Source organism: Dyella sp. (assembly GCF_035685805.1).
Lineage (GTDB): Bacteria > Pseudomonadota > Gammaproteobacteria > Xanthomonadales > Rhodanobacteraceae > Dyella_A.
The window spans coordinates 55,275-69,291 of record NZ_DASSAB010000013.1 but is presented as its reverse complement, the minus strand read 5'-3'; the positions used below and the strand labels follow the sequence as shown (position 1 = coordinate 69,291).

Sequence of the window (14,017 nt, the reverse complement as noted above, 5' to 3'; positions counted from 1 at the left end):
GATGTCGGACGACAGCGACGAGGAAAAAACCGAACAGCCATCAGAAAAACGACTCAAGGAGGCGCGCGAGAAGGGCGACGTTCCCCGATCGCGTGATCTCTCCGGCGCCCTGGTGGTGCTGGCCGGCGTGTTCGCGTTGATGTCCAACGCGCCGGCGGCGATGAAGCACGCGCAGAACATCTACACGCTGGGCCTGAGCTACAGCCGCGAGGCGCTGTTTTCCGAGGCGCTGCCCGGGCGCGCCCTGCACCTGGCGGTGAACGAGGCGATGGCGCTGTTCGCGCCGGTGGCGATCTACACCGTGCTGGCCACGCTGGCCGCGCCGATCCTGCTGGGCGGACTCAACTTCAGTGCGCAGGCGCTGCAGCCGAAGTTCGAGCGGCTCGACCCCATCGCCGGCTTCGGCAAGATCTTCGCCATGCGCGGGCTGGTGGAGCTGGGCAAGGCGCTGCTCAAGCTGGTGCTGATCGGCTTCGCGCTGGTGCTGCTTTTACGTCACTGGCAAGGCGAATTATTGACGACCGGGCGGGGATCGGTGGCCTTCGGCATTGCCGAGTCGATCAGCCTGCTCGGGCGCGCCGCGCTCACCTTCGGCTGCATGCTGGGGCTGATCGGCGGCATTGATGCCCTTTACCAGAAGTTCGACCACAACAAGAAGCAGCGCATGAGCAAGCAGGAGCTCAAGGACGAGTCCAAGGAAACCGAGGGCAATCCCGAGCTCAAGGGCCGCATACGCCAGGTGCAGCACCAAATGGCGCGCCGCCGGATGATGCAGGACCTGCCCACCGCCGACGTGGTGGTGACCAATCCCAGCCACTTCGCGGTGGCGCTCAAGTACGACGAAAACCGCTTCGGCGCGCCCCGCGTGATCGCCAAGGGCATGGACGTGATGGCCCTGCAGATCCGCTCCGTGGCGGCCGGCCACCGCATTCCGCTGGTGGAGTCGCCGCCGTTGGCACGCGCCTTGTATGCAACGACGGAACTGGGGCGGGAAATCCCCGCGTCGCTGTACGTCGCAGTGGCGCAGATCCTCGCTTACGTATTCCAGCTCAAGCAGGCGGGCACCAGCGGTCACACACCGCCGCCCCCGCCGCCGCAGCCGGAAATCGATCCGGACCTGATGGGTCCGTACAAGCTGTAGCGGCGCCTGCAACGGCGTCGCGCCACCTGAAGGGAACACGCGATGGCCGCTGTCGGCGCACTGGAAAACCTCAAGCAGATCGGGCGCCGCGGCATTGGTGCCCCGGTGATCCTGCTCGCCGCGCTGGCGATGCTGATGCTGCCGCTGCCGCCGTTCCTGCTGGACATGCTGTTCAGCTTCAACATCGCGCTGTCGCTGGTGATCCTGCTGGCGGTGATCTACGTGATGCGGCCGCTGGAGTTCGCGGCCTTCCCGACCGTGGTGCTGATGGCCACGCTGCTGCGGCTGGCGCTCAACATCGCCTCCACCCGCGTGGTGCTGCTGCACGGCCACGACGGCCCGGGGGCAGCCGGCAAGGTGATCGAGGCGTTCGGCGAGTTCGTCATCGGCGGCAACTTCGCGGTGGGTTTCGTGGTGTTCGCCATCCTCACCATCATCAACTTCGTGGTGGTGACCAAGGGTGCCACCCGCGTGTCCGAAGTCACCGCGCGCTTCACCCTGGACGCGATGCCCGGCAAGCAGATGGCGATCGACGCCGACCTCAACGCCGGCCTGCTGACCCAGGAACAGGCGCGCGAGCGCCGCCAGGAAGTGCGCGAGGAGGCGGACTTCTACGGCTCGATGGACGGTGCGTCCAAGTTCGTCCGCGGCGACGCCACCGCCGGCATCCTGATCCTGTTCATCAACGTCATCGGCGGCTTCTTCGTCGGCGTGTTCCAGCACGGCCTGTCCGCGGGCGAGGCGGCCAAGACCTACACCCTGCTCACCATCGGCGATGGCCTGGTGGCGCAGGTGCCCTCGCTGATGCTCTCCATCGCCGCCGCGGTGATCGTCACCCGTGTGTCCAAGTCGCAGGACATGGGCAAGCAGCTGGTGTCGCAGATCTTCGGCCAGCCGCGCGCGCTGGCGGTGGCCGGCGCCGTGCTGGGCGTGATGGGCATGATCCCCGGCATGCCGAACATCGCCTTTCTGCTGCTGGGCGCCACCTGCGGCGGCGGCGCATGGCTGATGATCAAGCGCGAGCGCGAGACCGCCGAGCGGGTGGCGCAGAAGGCCGCCGAACTGCCGGCGCCGGTAGCGCCGTCCGAGCGCCTGGAACTGGGCTGGGAAGATGTCGCCAGCGTCGATCCGCTGGGGCTGGAAGTGGGCTACCGGCTGATCCCGCTGGTGGACACCCACCAGGGCGGCGAGCTGATGGGCCGGATCAAGTCGGTGCGCCGCAAGCTGTCGCAGGATCTGGGCTTCCTGGTGCCGGCAGTGCACATCCGCGACAACCTCGATCTCGGCCCCAACACCTATCGCATCACCCTGATGGGCGTGCCCATGGGCGAGGCCGAGGTGCACAACGACCGCCTGCTGGCGATCAACCCCGGCCACGTGCACGGCCCGGTGCAGGGCATCGCCACGCGCGATCCGGCGTTCGGGCTGGAGGCGGTGTGGATCGAGCAGGGCCAGCGCGACAACGCGCAGTCGCTGGGCTACACGGTGGTCGACCCGGCCACGGTGATCGCCACCCACCTGTCGCACATCCTGGGCAGCCACGCGCACGAGCTGCTCAGCCACCAGGACGTGCAGCAGCTGCTGGACCGCCTCTCGCAGACCGCGCCCAAGCTGGTCGAAGACCTCGTCCCCAAGCGCCTGGCGCTGGGCACGGTGGTCAAGGTGCTGCAGAACCTGCTGGCCGAGCGGGTGCCGATCCGCAACATGCGCTCCATTGTCGAATCGTTGGCGGAGCACGCCAGCCAGAGTCAGGATCCCGGCATTCTCACCGCCGCCGTGCGCGTGACGCTCGGCCGGCAGATCGTGCAGGAGATCATCGGGCTGGGTACCGAGGTGCCCGTCATCACGCTGGCGCCGGAGCTGGAACAGATCCTGATGAACTCGCTGTCGGGCAACGGCGGCACCGGCGCGGCGGTGGAGCCGGGCCTGGCCGATCGCCTGCAGCAGGGCGTGGCCGAGGCCGCCCAGAAGCAGGAAATGAGCGGCGAACCCGCGGTTCTGCTGGTTGCGCCACAACTTCGCACCTGGCTCGCACGCTTCACCCGCCACGTGGCACAGAACCTGCACGTACTGGCTTACAACGAAGTGCCGGACAACCGCCGGGTACGGCTGGTGCAGGCGCTGGGACGCTGAGCGAGGAGTGGGTGCGATGAAGTCAATCAAGCGAGAGGCACGCAAGGGGATCCGGCCGCACGCCGCGGCGGGCACGCCGGCAGGCGAGTGGAGCCGCGTCGCCGGCCACGCCTCCGGCATCGTCGTGCTCTCGATCGAGCCCGGTGACCTGCGCCGCGACGCCGGCCATGCCTCGTCGCAGTCCGGTTCCACCGCGCGGAGCAAGCACGCATGAAGATCAAACGTTTCGTCGCCGCGGACATGCGCCAGGCGATGCGCGAAGTGCGCGAGGAGCAGGGCCCGGATGCGGTGATCCTCTCCACCCGCCGCGTCGACGACGGCATCGAGATCATCGCCGCCATCGACTATGACGAGGCGCTGGTGCGCGAAGCCGCCCGCCACGGCGTGGTGCCGGAAAGCGACGGCGCGCCGGCGGCGGCAGTCAAAGTGTCGACACCGGCGCCGGAAGCGGCACCGCCGGCGGCGCCGGCCACCTCGCGGCTGTGGCGCCGTCCCGCGCCGAAGGCCGAGCCGACCCCGGTGCCGGCGCCCGAGCCGGTGGCCGCGGCGCAGCCTGCGCCGGTCGCCAGCCCCGCCCACGTCGCGCCCGGCCGCATCCCCGAGTCGGTGGCCGCCGCCGCTGCCGCGCGCATCGCCGCCCGCATGGAGCTGCCATTGTCGACCCGTGCGCCCGCTCAGCCCGCCACGCCGGTCGCCGCCGCGGCGCCGGTTCGGCCGGTCGCGCCGGTGGCGATCCCCGCCGCTGCCGCAATCACCGCAGCCGCGAATGCGCCGGCACCGGCCGAGCAGGCGCCGATGCATCCGGCGATCGAGCGCGCGATGCAGGACACCGCCCGCATGCGCTCGGAGCTGGGCAGCCTGCGCGAGATGCTGGAGATGCAGCTCTCCAGCCTGGCCTGGAACGACATGGAGCGCCGCCACCCGCTGCGTGCCCGCGTGTTGCGCGAGATGACCCGCCTGGGCATCGACGCCGACGTGGCCCGTCAGCTGGCCGACGACCTGCCCGAACAGATCAACGCCGAACAGGCGCGCTACCTGCCGCTGGGCATGCTCAGCCGCAGCCTCGCCACCGGCGGGCGCCAGGACGGCGAGGGCGGCGTGACCGCCCTGGTCGGCCCCACCGGCGTGGGCAAGACCACGACGATCGCAAAACTCGCTGCGAGGGCCGTGGTGCGCCACGGCGCAGCCAACGTGGCGCTGGTCAGCACCGATCACTACCGCATCGGCGCCGCCGCCCAGCTGGAGCATTACGGCCGCCTGCTCGGCGTGCGGGTGTATCCGGCCGACGACGCGGCGAGCCTGCGCCAGGTGCTGGAGATGCTCAAGGGCAAGCACACCGTGCTGGTGGATACCGCCGGCGTGTCCGGCAGCGATCCGCGGCTGGAGCAGCAGATGGACGTGCTCAACGAAGTGGCGCACACCGACGGCGTGGCACTGCGCATCTGCCTGGTGCTGGCGGCCAACGCGCAGTCGCAGGCGCTGGAGGAATCGGTGCGCGCGTACATGCCGCTGGAGCCGGCCTCGTGCATCCTGACCAAGCTCGACGAGGCGCCCAGCCTGGGCGGCGCGCTGTCGGCGCTGATCCGCCATCGGCTGCCGCTGGACTACACCACCGACGGCCAGCGCGTGCCCGAGGACCTCGCCATCGCCGACGCCCGCGTGCTGGTGCTGCGCGCCGCGCACGTGCTCAAGACGGCGGCCGCACCGATGGACGACGGCATGCTCGCCGAGCGCTTCGGTTTCGCGGTGGCCAGCGCATGAGCTCGCTCTCGATGGACACCTTTTCTTCCGACGCGCTGGATCAGCGCGCGCTTTCCATGAATCAGGCCTGGGGACTCAAGCAGATGGTTTCGTCCATGACCAGCATCACCACACCCGGAACCGGCGTGGGGACGCAGGCAGCCAATCTCGATCAGCGGCACGCGCCCGTGCGGCGCTGCCGCACCATCACCGTCTGCGGCGGCAAGGGCGGCGTGGGCAAGACCACGGTCGCCGTCAATCTCGGCATGACGCTGGCCATGATGGGCCGCGAGACCATGCTGCTGGATGCCGACATGGGCCTGGCCAACGTCGACGTGCTGCTCGGCCTGGCGCCCTCGCGCCACCTGGGCCACATGCTCGATGGCCAGTGCAGCCTGCAGGACCTGCTGCTGCCGGCACCGCACGGGCTGACCGTGATCCCGGCCGGCTCCGGCACGCGCCGGCTGGCGCAGATGGGCAACACCGAGCAGGCGGCGGTGATCCGCGCCTTCGACGAGCTGCCGCAGCCGCCGGAATTCCTGCTGGTGGACACCGCCGCCGGCATCTCCGACTCGGTGGCGATGTTCGCCGCCGCGGCCGACGACGTGGTGCTGGTGGTGTGCGACGAACCGGCCTCGATCACCGACGCCTACGCGCTGGCCAAGGTGCTGCGCCGCGACTTCGGCGTGAAGCGGTTCCACATGGTGGCGAACATGGTGCGCAACCTGGGCGAGGCCAAGGCGTTGCACCAGAAGCTCGCCCGCGTCACCGACCGCTTCCTCGACGTGATGCTCGATTTCATGGGCTGGGTGCCGCAGGACGAGCGCCTGCGCCAGGCCATCCGGCGCCAGTGCGCGGTGGTGGACGCGGCGCCGGGCAGCCGTTCGGCACAGGCATTCAAGCTTTTGGCCGGTGCGGCCGATACATGGGCAGAACCCGATCGCCCGGGTCTGGACCGCATCGCATTCTTCAGTGGTCAGGCTGCACCGGCGACGGGGTGGTGACATGAGTGTGGCAACCGAATATCTCCAACTACAACGGCAAAGCGCCGACGAACTGGTGAAGACGCACGCGCCGCTGGTGCGACGCATCGCCTATCACCTGATGGGGCGCCTGCCGCCCAGCGTCGACGTGGGCGATCTGATCCAGTCCGGCATGATCGGCCTGCTCGATGCGGCGCGTAACTACGCCACCGATCGGGCAGCCAGCTTCGAGACCTATGCAGGCATCCGCATCCGCGGAGCCATGCTCGACGAACTGCGCAAGACCGACTGGACCCCGCGCTCGGTGCATCGCAAGGCGCGCGAAGTGGCCGAGGTGGTGCGCCAGATCGAGGTCGAGACCGGCTCCGACGCCGACGACACCGAAGTGATGAAGCGCCTGGGCATGAGCGCGGACGAATACCACCAGGTGCTGGCCGATGCCGCCAGCGCCCGCCTGCTGAGCCTCACCGCGCCGGACGACGGCGACGGCAGCCCGGCGATGGACGTGGCCGATTCGAACAGCCTGGGACCAGAGCAGGCGATCGAACAGAGCGGCATGCGGCAGGCATTGATCGACGGCATCACCACCTTGCCCGAGCGCGAGCAGCTGGTGATGTCGCTGTACTACGAGCAGGAGCTCAACCTCAAGGAGATTGGCGCGGTGCTCGGCGTCACCGAGTCGCGGGTCTGCCAGATCCACGGCCAGGCCATCATCCGGCTGCGCGCGCGCATGACCGGCTGGCGCGACGACAACTGAGCCACGCGGCAACTCACCAACACATCACGGGCTGGCGCACTGCCGATATTCAGTGCAAGTGGAGACGGTTTTGGACAAGAACATGAAAATCCTGGTGGTGGACGACTTTTCCACCATGCGGCGCATCGTGCGGAACCTGCTGGTCGAGCTGGGCTTCTCCGGCGCGCTCATCCAGGAGGCCGACGACGGCGCCAACGCCATGGTGATGCTCAAGAGCCAGCCATTCGACATGGTGGTGACCGACTGGAACATGCCCAACATGACCGGCATCGACCTGTTGCGTGCGATCCGTGCCGAAGCGTCGCTCAAGGGCCTGCCGGTGCTGATGGTCACCGCCGAGAACAACCGCGACCAGATCATCGCCGCGGCCCAGGCCGGCGTGAACGGCTACATCGTCAAGCCGTTCACCGCCGCCACGCTGCAGGAAAAGCTCACCAAGATCTTCGAGCGGCTCGCTGCCGCGGGAGCCGCCGCATGAACGCCGCACTCGCACCCCTGGGCGGCGAAGCGCTGCCCAACGAACTGCACGACCTGCTCAACAGCCCGGACGGCCCGGCCTTCGAGCACGCGCTCGACACGCTGGTGCGCCAGCGCGAGCAGAAGCTGTTCCGCTCGCTCGGCGTGCTCGCCCGCGACCTGCACGACGCCGTGCGCCGCCTCGGTGGCGAGCTGGTGCAGGACGGCTATCCCGACAGCGTCACCGACGCCCGCAAGCACCTGCAGGACGTGCTGGAGATGAGTTCGCAGGCGGCCCATCGCACCATCGACTTCGCCGAGCGCATGCGCCCGGAGGCCGAGTCGCTGGCCGCCAACGCCGGCGAAGTGCTCGCCTTCACCAATGCCGCCTCCGACCCCGCCGCCGTGCTGGCGCGCCAGGCCAGCGCATTCGCCGACAGCTGCACCGCCGGCCTCAACGACATGGTGATGGCGCAGAGCTGGCAGGACCTGTCCGGCCAGCGCATCAAGAAGGTGGTCAATTTCATCGGCTCGGTGGAGTCCTCGATGCTCGAGCTGGTGCGCCTCACCGGCGCCCTGTCCGGCCGCGAACCGGTCGAGGCGGTGGAGAAGGTGAACAGCCAGGACGAGGCCGATCGCCTGCTGAGCGAGTTCGGATTCTGAGCTCGGGCATGACGGTAACCCCGCCGCCGCCCGTCCACCGTTCGCCCGCCCGCACCCGCGCGGCGGGCGCGCCGCTGCGCGTGGGGAGCTGAGATGGATCCGTCCTTCGACGCCGAACTGCGCGACGACTTCCTGGTCGAGGCCGGCGAACTGGTCGAGCGGCTGGGCGAGCAGCTGGTCGAGCTGGAATCCTCGCCGCAGGACGGCGAGCTGCTCAACGCGGTGTTCCGCGCCTTCCACACCGTCAAGGGCGGCGCCGGATTCCTGGCGGTCGAACCGATGGTGCAGCTGTGCCATCACGCCGAGGACCTGCTCAACGAAGCGCGCAGCGGCGCGCTGCTGATCGACGCGGCGCGGATGGACGCGCTGCTCGAGGCGCTCGACCGGCTGCAGGCGATGATGTCGGCGCTGGCGTCCAACGGGCCGATGGAGATGCCGCCAGCGACCCTGCTGCAGCGCCTCACGCCGCCGAAGAAGGGTGCCGCCGCACCGGCCCCGGTAGCGCCGGTGGCACCGCCGCCGGCCGCAGCCGACGGCGCGCCCATCGACGACAGCGAGTTCGAGGCACTGCTCGATTCGCTCTACGGCAACGCCGCGCCAGGCACCGTGGCGCCCGCAGCGGTGGCCGCCCCGGCGGCTGGCGGTGCCATCGGCGATGACGAGTTCGAGGCGCTGCTCGATCAACTGCACGGCACCGGCGCGCCCGGCCCGGTGGCGGCCGCGCCGGCGCCGGCCGATGGCGTCATCAACGACGACGAATTCGAAGCGCTGCTGGACAACCTGCACGGCAAGGGCGGCACCCCCGGCCAGGCCGCGGCGCCGGCACCGGCTGTCGCACCGGTCCCGGCCGCGACACCCGCGCCAGCGCCAGCCGCGGCCCCGGCCAAGGCTGCCGCCGCGGCGGAAACCAGCGTGCGCGTGGACACCGCCCGGCTCGACACCCTGGTCAACCAGGCCGGCGAACTGCTGCTGTTGCGCAACCGGCTGCTCACGCTGGCCTCGCGCAACGGCGACGACACCCTGTGCTCCACCGTCGACGAACTCAACCGCGTTGCCGACGACCTGCAGAACGCCGTGCTCGGCATGCGCATGCAGCCGGTCGGCCGGCTGTTCCAGCGCTTCCCGCGCATCGTGCGCGATCTGGCGCGCCAGCTCGGCAAGGACGTGGACCTGGTCACCGAAGGCGAGGGCACCGACCTGGACCGCAGCCTGGTCGAGGCTCTGGCCGACCCCATGGTCCACCTCATCCGCAACGCGCTCGACCACGGCCTGGAAGGGCCGGACGACCGCGAGCGCGCCGGCAAGTCGCGCCGCGGCACCGTGCGCCTCACGGCGAGCCAGCGCGGCGAGCGCATCGTCATCACCGTCAGCGACGACGGCCGCGGCATGGACGCCAACGTGCTCCGGCGCAAGGCGGTGGAGAAGGGCGTCATCGACGAGGCCCAGGCCGCGCGGCTGACCGAAAACGAGTGCTACGAGCTGATCTTCCGCGCCGGCTTCAGCACCGCCGCCACCGTTTCGGACATCTCCGGCCGCGGCGTCGGCATGGACGTGGTGAAGACCCGCATCACCGAGCTGGGCGGCACGCTGCGCGTGCACTCGCGGCTCGGCCACGGCAGCACGCTGGAGCTGGCCGTGCCGCTGACGCTGGCGATCCTGCGCGTGCTGATGGTGCGCGTGGGTGATCGCCTGCTGGCGCTGCCGCTGAGCAATGTCGACGAAGTATTCGAACTGCGCCCGGGGCAGGACAGCCTGCTCGACGGCCGCATGGTCGCGTCCCACCGCGGCCGCGCGCTGGTGCTTGGCGACCTCGCCGGCTGGGCCGGCGTGGCCGACGGCGCGGGCCGCCACGTGGTGGTGCTGCACATCGGCCACCTGCGCATCGGCTGCCTGGTGCACGAGGTGCTGGGGCGCGAGGACGTCATGGTCAAGCCGTTGGGCCACCTGTTCCGCGGCGTGGTCGGCGTGGCCGGCGCCACCGTCACCGGTGACGGCCGACTGGCGCTGGTGGTCGACCTGGCAGGGCTCGCCGACGACAGCGGCGAGCTGCTGCCGGCCCTGCGGATGAGTGCCTGATGGATCTGGTCAGCCTCATCGGTACGGTGCTGGCCTTCCTGGTGATCGTGCTGGGCACCATCCTCAAGGGCTCCAGCCTGGAGTCGCTTTGGAACCCGGCCGCCTTCCTGATCGTGTTCGCCGGCACGCTCGCCGCGCTGATGGTGCAGACCTCGGGCAAGGTGCTGCGCCGCGCGGGGCAGATCCTGCCGCAGGTGTACCGGCCGCAGCGGCACGAGCCGCAGGGGCTGATCCGGCAGATCATCGGCTGGAGCGAGATCAGCCGTCGCCAGGGCCTGCTCGGCCTGGAGCCGCAGCTCGACGAGCAGCGCGACAGCTTTACCCGCAAGGGCCTGCAGCTGCTGATCGACGGCGGCGAGCCCGATGCCATCCGCAGCGTGCTCGACGTGGAGCTGGGTACGCGCGAGCAGAGCGACCTGGATGCGGCCAAGGTGTTCGAGAACGCCGGCACCTACTCGCCCACGCTGGGCATCATCGGCGCCGTGATGGGGCTGATGGCGGTGATGCAGAACCTAGCCGACCCCAGCAAGCTCGGCCATGGCATCGCCGCCGCGTTCGTTGCCACCATCTACGGCATCGGCCTGGCCAACCTGCTGATGCTGCCGATCGCGGCGCGCCTGAAGAGCCTGATCCACAAGCAGAGCGAGATGCGCGAGATCCTCATCGAGGGGCTCGTGTCGATTGCCGCCGGCGACAACCCGCGGCAGATCGAGAGCAAGCTGCAGGGCTACCTGCCATGAGGCGCAAGCGCCAGGAAGAGCACGTCAACCACGAGCGCTGGGCAATTCCCTACGGCGATCTGATCACCCTGCTGCTGGCCTTCTTCGTGGTGATGTACGCCATGTCCGCGGTGAACGAGGGCAAGTACCGCGTGCTCTCGCAGTCCATGATGGAAGCGTTCCACGGCACCAGCCGGGTGATCGCGCCGGCGCCGCTGGCGCCCGATGCACCGCCCAGCGCCGCGCCTGCAATCGACCCGCAGACCAACGGCCACGGCTCGGCGCTCACGCCGATCGCGCTGCCCGGTTCGGCCGCCGCCTCCGCGCCCACGCGCGAGCAGAAAAACCTCAACAGCATCCAGCAGCGGGTGGAGCAGGCGCTGCAGCCGCTGATCGACAAGAAGCTGGTGGTGATCCGGCGCACGCCGAGCTGGCTGGAGATCGAGATCCGCACCGACATCCTGTTTTCCAGCGGCGTGGCGCGCATCGCCACGCCGGCGCAGGACGTGCTGAACAATCTCGGCGAGATCCTCGCGCCGTTTCCCAACCCGTTGCGGGTGGAAGGCTATACCGACAACAAGCCGATCAATACGGCCGTCTATCCGTCCAATTGGGAACTTTCCGCCGCTCGCGCCGCCAGCGTGGCGCGGCTGTTCTCCACCCACGGGGTAAGCCCGGAACGGCTCGGCATCATGGGCTGGGGCGAGGTCCGCCCGATCGCCGACAACACCACCGAAGAGGGGCGCAACCGCAACCGGCGCGTGCTGGTGGTGGTGCTCAGCGATCGCGATGCGCCGAGCCGATTCACCCGCGATCCCGGCCAGCTCGATCCGGCCGCCCAGGCGCAGGTGCCGGCGGCCGCCGCGCCGCTGTCGAGCGGTCTGCCCGCTGGCCAGGAGCCGCCCGCGGTGGCTCCCGCCCTCGCCGACAAATTGATGGCAGCGGCGTCGCCGACCGAGCCCGCACGCGCCGCGCGCGGGCTCGCTGGCGTGCCCCACGTATCCGCCCAAGAGCCCGTGCCATGACCTCCAGCCTTTCATCCCGCCGCGCCGCTCCGGTCATCGAGGCCACCGAGCAGTCGTGGCTGTCTTTCCAGCTGGCCGGCCAGCTCTATGCCGCGCCGCTGGCCCAGGTTGGCGAGGTACTGCGCGACAGCGAACTCACCCCGGTGCCCGGCGCGGCGCACGACCTGCTCGGCATCCGCCACCTGCGCGGCCAGATCGTGCCGGTGATGGACGGCCGTCGGCGGCTCGGCCTGGACGACCGCGCCGGAGCCGATCCGGCCCAGGTGCGCGTGGTGATCCTCAGCCTGGCCGGTCAGCAGGTCGGCCTGCGGGTGGATGCCATCGGCGACCTCATCCATCCCGCGCCTGCCGACATCGCGCCCGCCCCGCCCGGTCGCGCCGCACGTCCGGACGAGCCGGTGCTCGGCGTGGTGTCGGTGGCGCAGGGCTTTGCCGCGCTGCTCGACGTTCCGCGCCTGTGTCGCCTGCCCGGGGCAGACTGAGCCGGCAACCGTCGCCGGCCTGCCATCGCCATGGCGTGCACGCAGTGCTTGTTCGAACCCGTGTTGGATGTCCCGGTCGTGCGCTCCCCGCAATCGGATGAGGGCTCAGTCGTGCCGCCGTCGGCCGCTCCAAAGCGTCGGCGCCACTGCGAACACCACCAGCGAGGCCAGGTACACGCCGCCGGAAACCGGGTCACGCGAGGCGATGTACTGCCCCGGCGACCGGCCGTCCAGCCCATAGGCCAGCGCCAACTCCGCTGCCACCAGGCACGCCAGTGCAACAAGCCCGGCGCCCAGCCATCGCGCCCGCGACCAGCCACGGTGCTGCCGAACCAGTCGGTACGACGCCCAGGCGATGACGGCCAGCATCACCGGCGCCTCGAGCAACTCGGCGACTCGCATGCCGAAGCTCGGCACGAGAAACGGAATCCGCACGCACGCGAGCGCGAAGCCGGCGCCGAACACCCACAGAAAGTAGCCCGCCCCGGCCTTGACGGTGTCCATGGGTTACTCCATCCGGGGTGCCGCGACGGCCACGACCGGCATGGCATGAAGGGAGGCATTGAGGCCGGAAGCTGCCGCTGATCGCGATGGGCAGCCACGGACGACGCCGTGATGCGGCCCCGGTGGCGAGGCGATCGCCCGAGCCAGCGCAGGCCACCCGCGCGGCATCGGCTGGCGGAGTTTCATCCAGCCACCGCTGACGCCAGCGTTTCAACGCCCGCTCTCCACGCCGGGAACAGCGCCTCGTTCTCCGCCCACAGTTCATGCAGCTCACTCGCCGGCCCGGCAACCTTTAGGCAGGCTTTGCCCGCCAGCGGTCCCAGGTTCGACACATCGAGCCGGGCATTCGCACGGCGCCATGCCGCCCACGCGTCCGGCTCGTCGTCGTGCAGCGGTGCACCGCGGAAAAGCGCCTGCATGGCGGCGGCCGACACGAGCACGGCGTGTCCCGCCTCATAGTCGACATATTCTGCCGCAAGCGCTGCCTCGAAGGCCTCCCGCATCACCCGGCGGGGATCGGTCGCAGGGACGAGCTGCTCGTCCATGAAGTCGAGTGCGGTGTCATCCTCGAATACTGCGGTTCCCCAGGCGCCCATGCACATTCCTCTGGTTGATCGACATGCGCGGCGCGAATCGGCCGGCCGCCGCGCTCTCGCTGAAACCTCAGGCAGCGCCTTGCCCGCCCAACTCGACGATGCTGGCAGATACCGAGCGGCCCGACACGCGGACTTCGGCCACCGCAATCGGCAGCTTGAAACGCCGTGGCCCGGAACTGCCGGGGTTCACGTAGAGAACCCCGGCAACCTTTTGCACGAGCGGTTTGTGCGTGTGCCCCGACACCACCACCTGCACGCCTGCGGCGGCCGGCTCGATATCGATCTGCTTGAGGTCGTGGATGGCGTAGACGAGGACGTCGCCGATCCGGAAAAGCGCCGTCTCGGGCAGGGCTTTCGCCCAGGCATCCTTGTCATTGTTGCCACGCACCGCCGTGACCGGCGCGATCTCGGCCAGCTTTTCGAGGATGCCGCCGTTGCCGATATCGCCGCCGTGAATGATGTGGTCACAACCGCGCAGAAACGCCAGCGCTTCAGGGCGAAGCAGCCCATGGGTGTCCGAGATGACTCCTACACGAAGCAATGGCGTGGTCCTCTGAGGCGCCCGGTGCTGGCCCCGTGGCGGCTGCGTCGTCCGGGTCCGGCGCATGATCAGGCATCGGCACGGCGGGCATGGCGGAAAAACCCGTCGCAGGAAGCAGCGAAAAGTACCGCTCATGCGGTCAATGCACCGTATCCGATCAGGTTCGCATGGCTGGCCGCGGCGGCAGTGCCGGAAGCGCGC

General features: G+C 69.8%; 15 protein-coding genes. 12 read left to right on the top strand and 3 right to left on the bottom strand.

Annotation, left to right across the window (positions count from 1 at the left end; translation table 11 throughout):
* The first annotated feature begins 1 nt into the window (after window position 1).
* The 12 genes from flhB (at window position 2) to VFG40_RS02645 (ending at window position 12,175) form a co-directional block, all read left to right on the top strand.
* Window positions 2-1,141, top strand: coding sequence for a flagellar biosynthesis protein FlhB (gene flhB, locus VFG40_RS02700; RefSeq protein ID WP_324894626.1), 1,140 nt, complete (start codon window positions 2-4; stop codon window positions 1,139-1,141).
* 42 nt (window positions 1,142-1,183) lie between these two features.
* Window positions 1,184-3,274 (top strand): flagellar biosynthesis protein FlhA, encoded by a 2,091-nt coding sequence (flhA, locus tag VFG40_RS02695; RefSeq protein WP_324894624.1) that lies wholly within the window; start codon window positions 1,184-1,186, stop codon window positions 3,272-3,274.
* A gap of 16 nt (window positions 3,275-3,290) precedes the next feature.
* Window positions 3,291-3,488: a hypothetical protein gene (locus VFG40_RS02690; RefSeq protein ID WP_324894622.1), complete on the top strand. Its 198-nt coding sequence runs from the start codon at window positions 3,291-3,293 to the stop codon at window positions 3,486-3,488.
* A complete protein-coding gene (flhF, locus tag VFG40_RS02685) occupies window positions 3,485-5,035 on the top strand; it encodes a flagellar biosynthesis GTPase FlhF (RefSeq protein WP_324894620.1) in 1,551 nt (516 codons plus the stop codon). The genes VFG40_RS02690 and flhF overlap by 4 nt, the downstream gene beginning before the upstream one ends.
* Window positions 5,032-6,018: a MinD/ParA family protein gene (locus VFG40_RS02680; protein WP_324894618.1), complete on the top strand. Its 987-nt coding sequence runs from the start codon at window positions 5,032-5,034 to the stop codon at window positions 6,016-6,018. Before flhF ends, VFG40_RS02680 begins: the two co-directional genes overlap by 4 nt.
* Window position 6,019: 1 nt before the next feature.
* Entirely contained in the window at window positions 6,020-6,754 is a 735-nt protein-coding gene (locus VFG40_RS02675; protein ID WP_324894616.1) for an RNA polymerase sigma factor FliA, read from the top strand.
* A gap of 70 nt (window positions 6,755-6,824) precedes the next feature.
* On the top strand, window positions 6,825-7,232 hold the full coding sequence (gene cheY, locus VFG40_RS02670; RefSeq protein WP_324894614.1) for a chemotaxis response regulator CheY: 408 nt from the start codon (window positions 6,825-6,827) through the stop codon (window positions 7,230-7,232).
* Window positions 7,229-7,873: a protein phosphatase CheZ gene (locus tag VFG40_RS02665; protein ID WP_324894612.1), complete on the top strand. Its 645-nt coding sequence runs from the start codon at window positions 7,229-7,231 to the stop codon at window positions 7,871-7,873. Before cheY ends, VFG40_RS02665 begins: the two co-directional genes overlap by 4 nt.
* A gap of 93 nt (window positions 7,874-7,966) precedes the next feature.
* Entirely contained in the window at window positions 7,967-9,949 is a 1,983-nt protein-coding gene (locus VFG40_RS02660; RefSeq protein ID WP_324894610.1) for a chemotaxis protein CheA, read from the top strand.
* On the top strand, window positions 9,949-10,689 hold the full coding sequence (locus tag VFG40_RS02655; protein ID WP_324894608.1) for a flagellar motor protein: 741 nt from the start codon (window positions 9,949-9,951) through the stop codon (window positions 10,687-10,689). The genes VFG40_RS02660 and VFG40_RS02655 overlap by 1 nt, the downstream gene beginning before the upstream one ends.
* On the top strand, window positions 10,686-11,693 hold the full coding sequence (gene motD / locus VFG40_RS02650; RefSeq protein ID WP_324894605.1) for a flagellar motor protein MotD: 1,008 nt from the start codon (window positions 10,686-10,688) through the stop codon (window positions 11,691-11,693). The genes VFG40_RS02655 and motD overlap by 4 nt, the downstream gene beginning before the upstream one ends.
* Window positions 11,690-12,175 (top strand): chemotaxis protein CheW, encoded by a 486-nt coding sequence (locus tag VFG40_RS02645; RefSeq protein WP_324894603.1) that lies wholly within the window; start codon window positions 11,690-11,692, stop codon window positions 12,173-12,175. Before motD ends, VFG40_RS02645 begins: the two co-directional genes overlap by 4 nt.
* A gap of 105 nt (window positions 12,176-12,280) precedes the next feature.
* Here the strand turns inward: VFG40_RS02645 and VFG40_RS02640 are convergent, their stop codons facing one another.
* The 3 genes from VFG40_RS02640 to VFG40_RS02630 form a co-directional block, all read right to left on the bottom strand.
* Entirely contained in the window at window positions 12,281-12,679 is a 399-nt protein-coding gene (locus VFG40_RS02640) for a hypothetical protein (RefSeq protein WP_324894601.1), read from the bottom strand.
* A gap of 182 nt (window positions 12,680-12,861) precedes the next feature.
* Entirely contained in the window at window positions 12,862-13,275 is a 414-nt protein-coding gene (locus VFG40_RS02635; RefSeq protein WP_324894599.1) for a DUF4259 domain-containing protein, read from the bottom strand.
* Window positions 13,276-13,342: 67 nt separating this feature from the next.
* The gene (locus tag VFG40_RS02630; protein WP_324894597.1) at window positions 13,343-13,816 is read right to left on the bottom strand and encodes a metallophosphoesterase family protein; all 474 of its coding nucleotides are present in this window, start codon (window positions 13,814-13,816) and stop codon (window positions 13,343-13,345) included.
* Window positions 13,817-14,017: the final 201 nt, after the last annotated feature.

What these genes read in the sequence shown, in the direction of transcription:
- motD (WP_324894605.1), top strand. Translation starts at nt 10,686, where the DNA reads ATGAGGCGCAAGCGCCAGGAAGAGCACGTCAACCACGAGCGCTGGGCA.
- VFG40_RS02635 (WP_324894599.1), bottom strand. Translation starts at nt 13,275, where the DNA reads ATGGGCGCCTGGGGAACCGCAGTATTCGAGGATGACACCGCACTCGAC.
- VFG40_RS02690 (WP_324894622.1), top strand. Translation starts at nt 3,291, where the DNA reads ATGAAGTCAATCAAGCGAGAGGCACGCAAGGGGATCCGGCCGCACGCC.
- flhF (WP_324894620.1), top strand. Translation starts at nt 3,485, where the DNA reads ATGAAGATCAAACGTTTCGTCGCCGCGGACATGCGCCAGGCGATGCGC.
- VFG40_RS02655 (WP_324894608.1), top strand. Translation starts at nt 9,949, where the DNA reads ATGGATCTGGTCAGCCTCATCGGTACGGTGCTGGCCTTCCTGGTGATC.
- flhB (WP_324894626.1), top strand. Translation starts at nt 2, where the DNA reads ATGTCGGACGACAGCGACGAGGAAAAAACCGAACAGCCATCAGAAAAA.
- VFG40_RS02680 (WP_324894618.1), top strand. Translation starts at nt 5,032, where the DNA reads ATGAGCTCGCTCTCGATGGACACCTTTTCTTCCGACGCGCTGGATCAG.
- VFG40_RS02665 (WP_324894612.1), top strand. Translation starts at nt 7,229, where the DNA reads ATGAACGCCGCACTCGCACCCCTGGGCGGCGAAGCGCTGCCCAACGAA.
- flhA (WP_324894624.1), top strand. Translation starts at nt 1,184, where the DNA reads ATGGCCGCTGTCGGCGCACTGGAAAACCTCAAGCAGATCGGGCGCCGC.
- VFG40_RS02645 (WP_324894603.1), top strand. Translation starts at nt 11,690, where the DNA reads ATGACCTCCAGCCTTTCATCCCGCCGCGCCGCTCCGGTCATCGAGGCC.
- VFG40_RS02675 (WP_324894616.1), top strand. Translation starts at nt 6,020, where the DNA reads ATGAGTGTGGCAACCGAATATCTCCAACTACAACGGCAAAGCGCCGAC.
- VFG40_RS02640 (WP_324894601.1), bottom strand. Translation starts at nt 12,679, where the DNA reads ATGGACACCGTCAAGGCCGGGGCGGGCTACTTTCTGTGGGTGTTCGGC.
- VFG40_RS02660 (WP_324894610.1), top strand. Translation starts at nt 7,967, where the DNA reads ATGGATCCGTCCTTCGACGCCGAACTGCGCGACGACTTCCTGGTCGAG.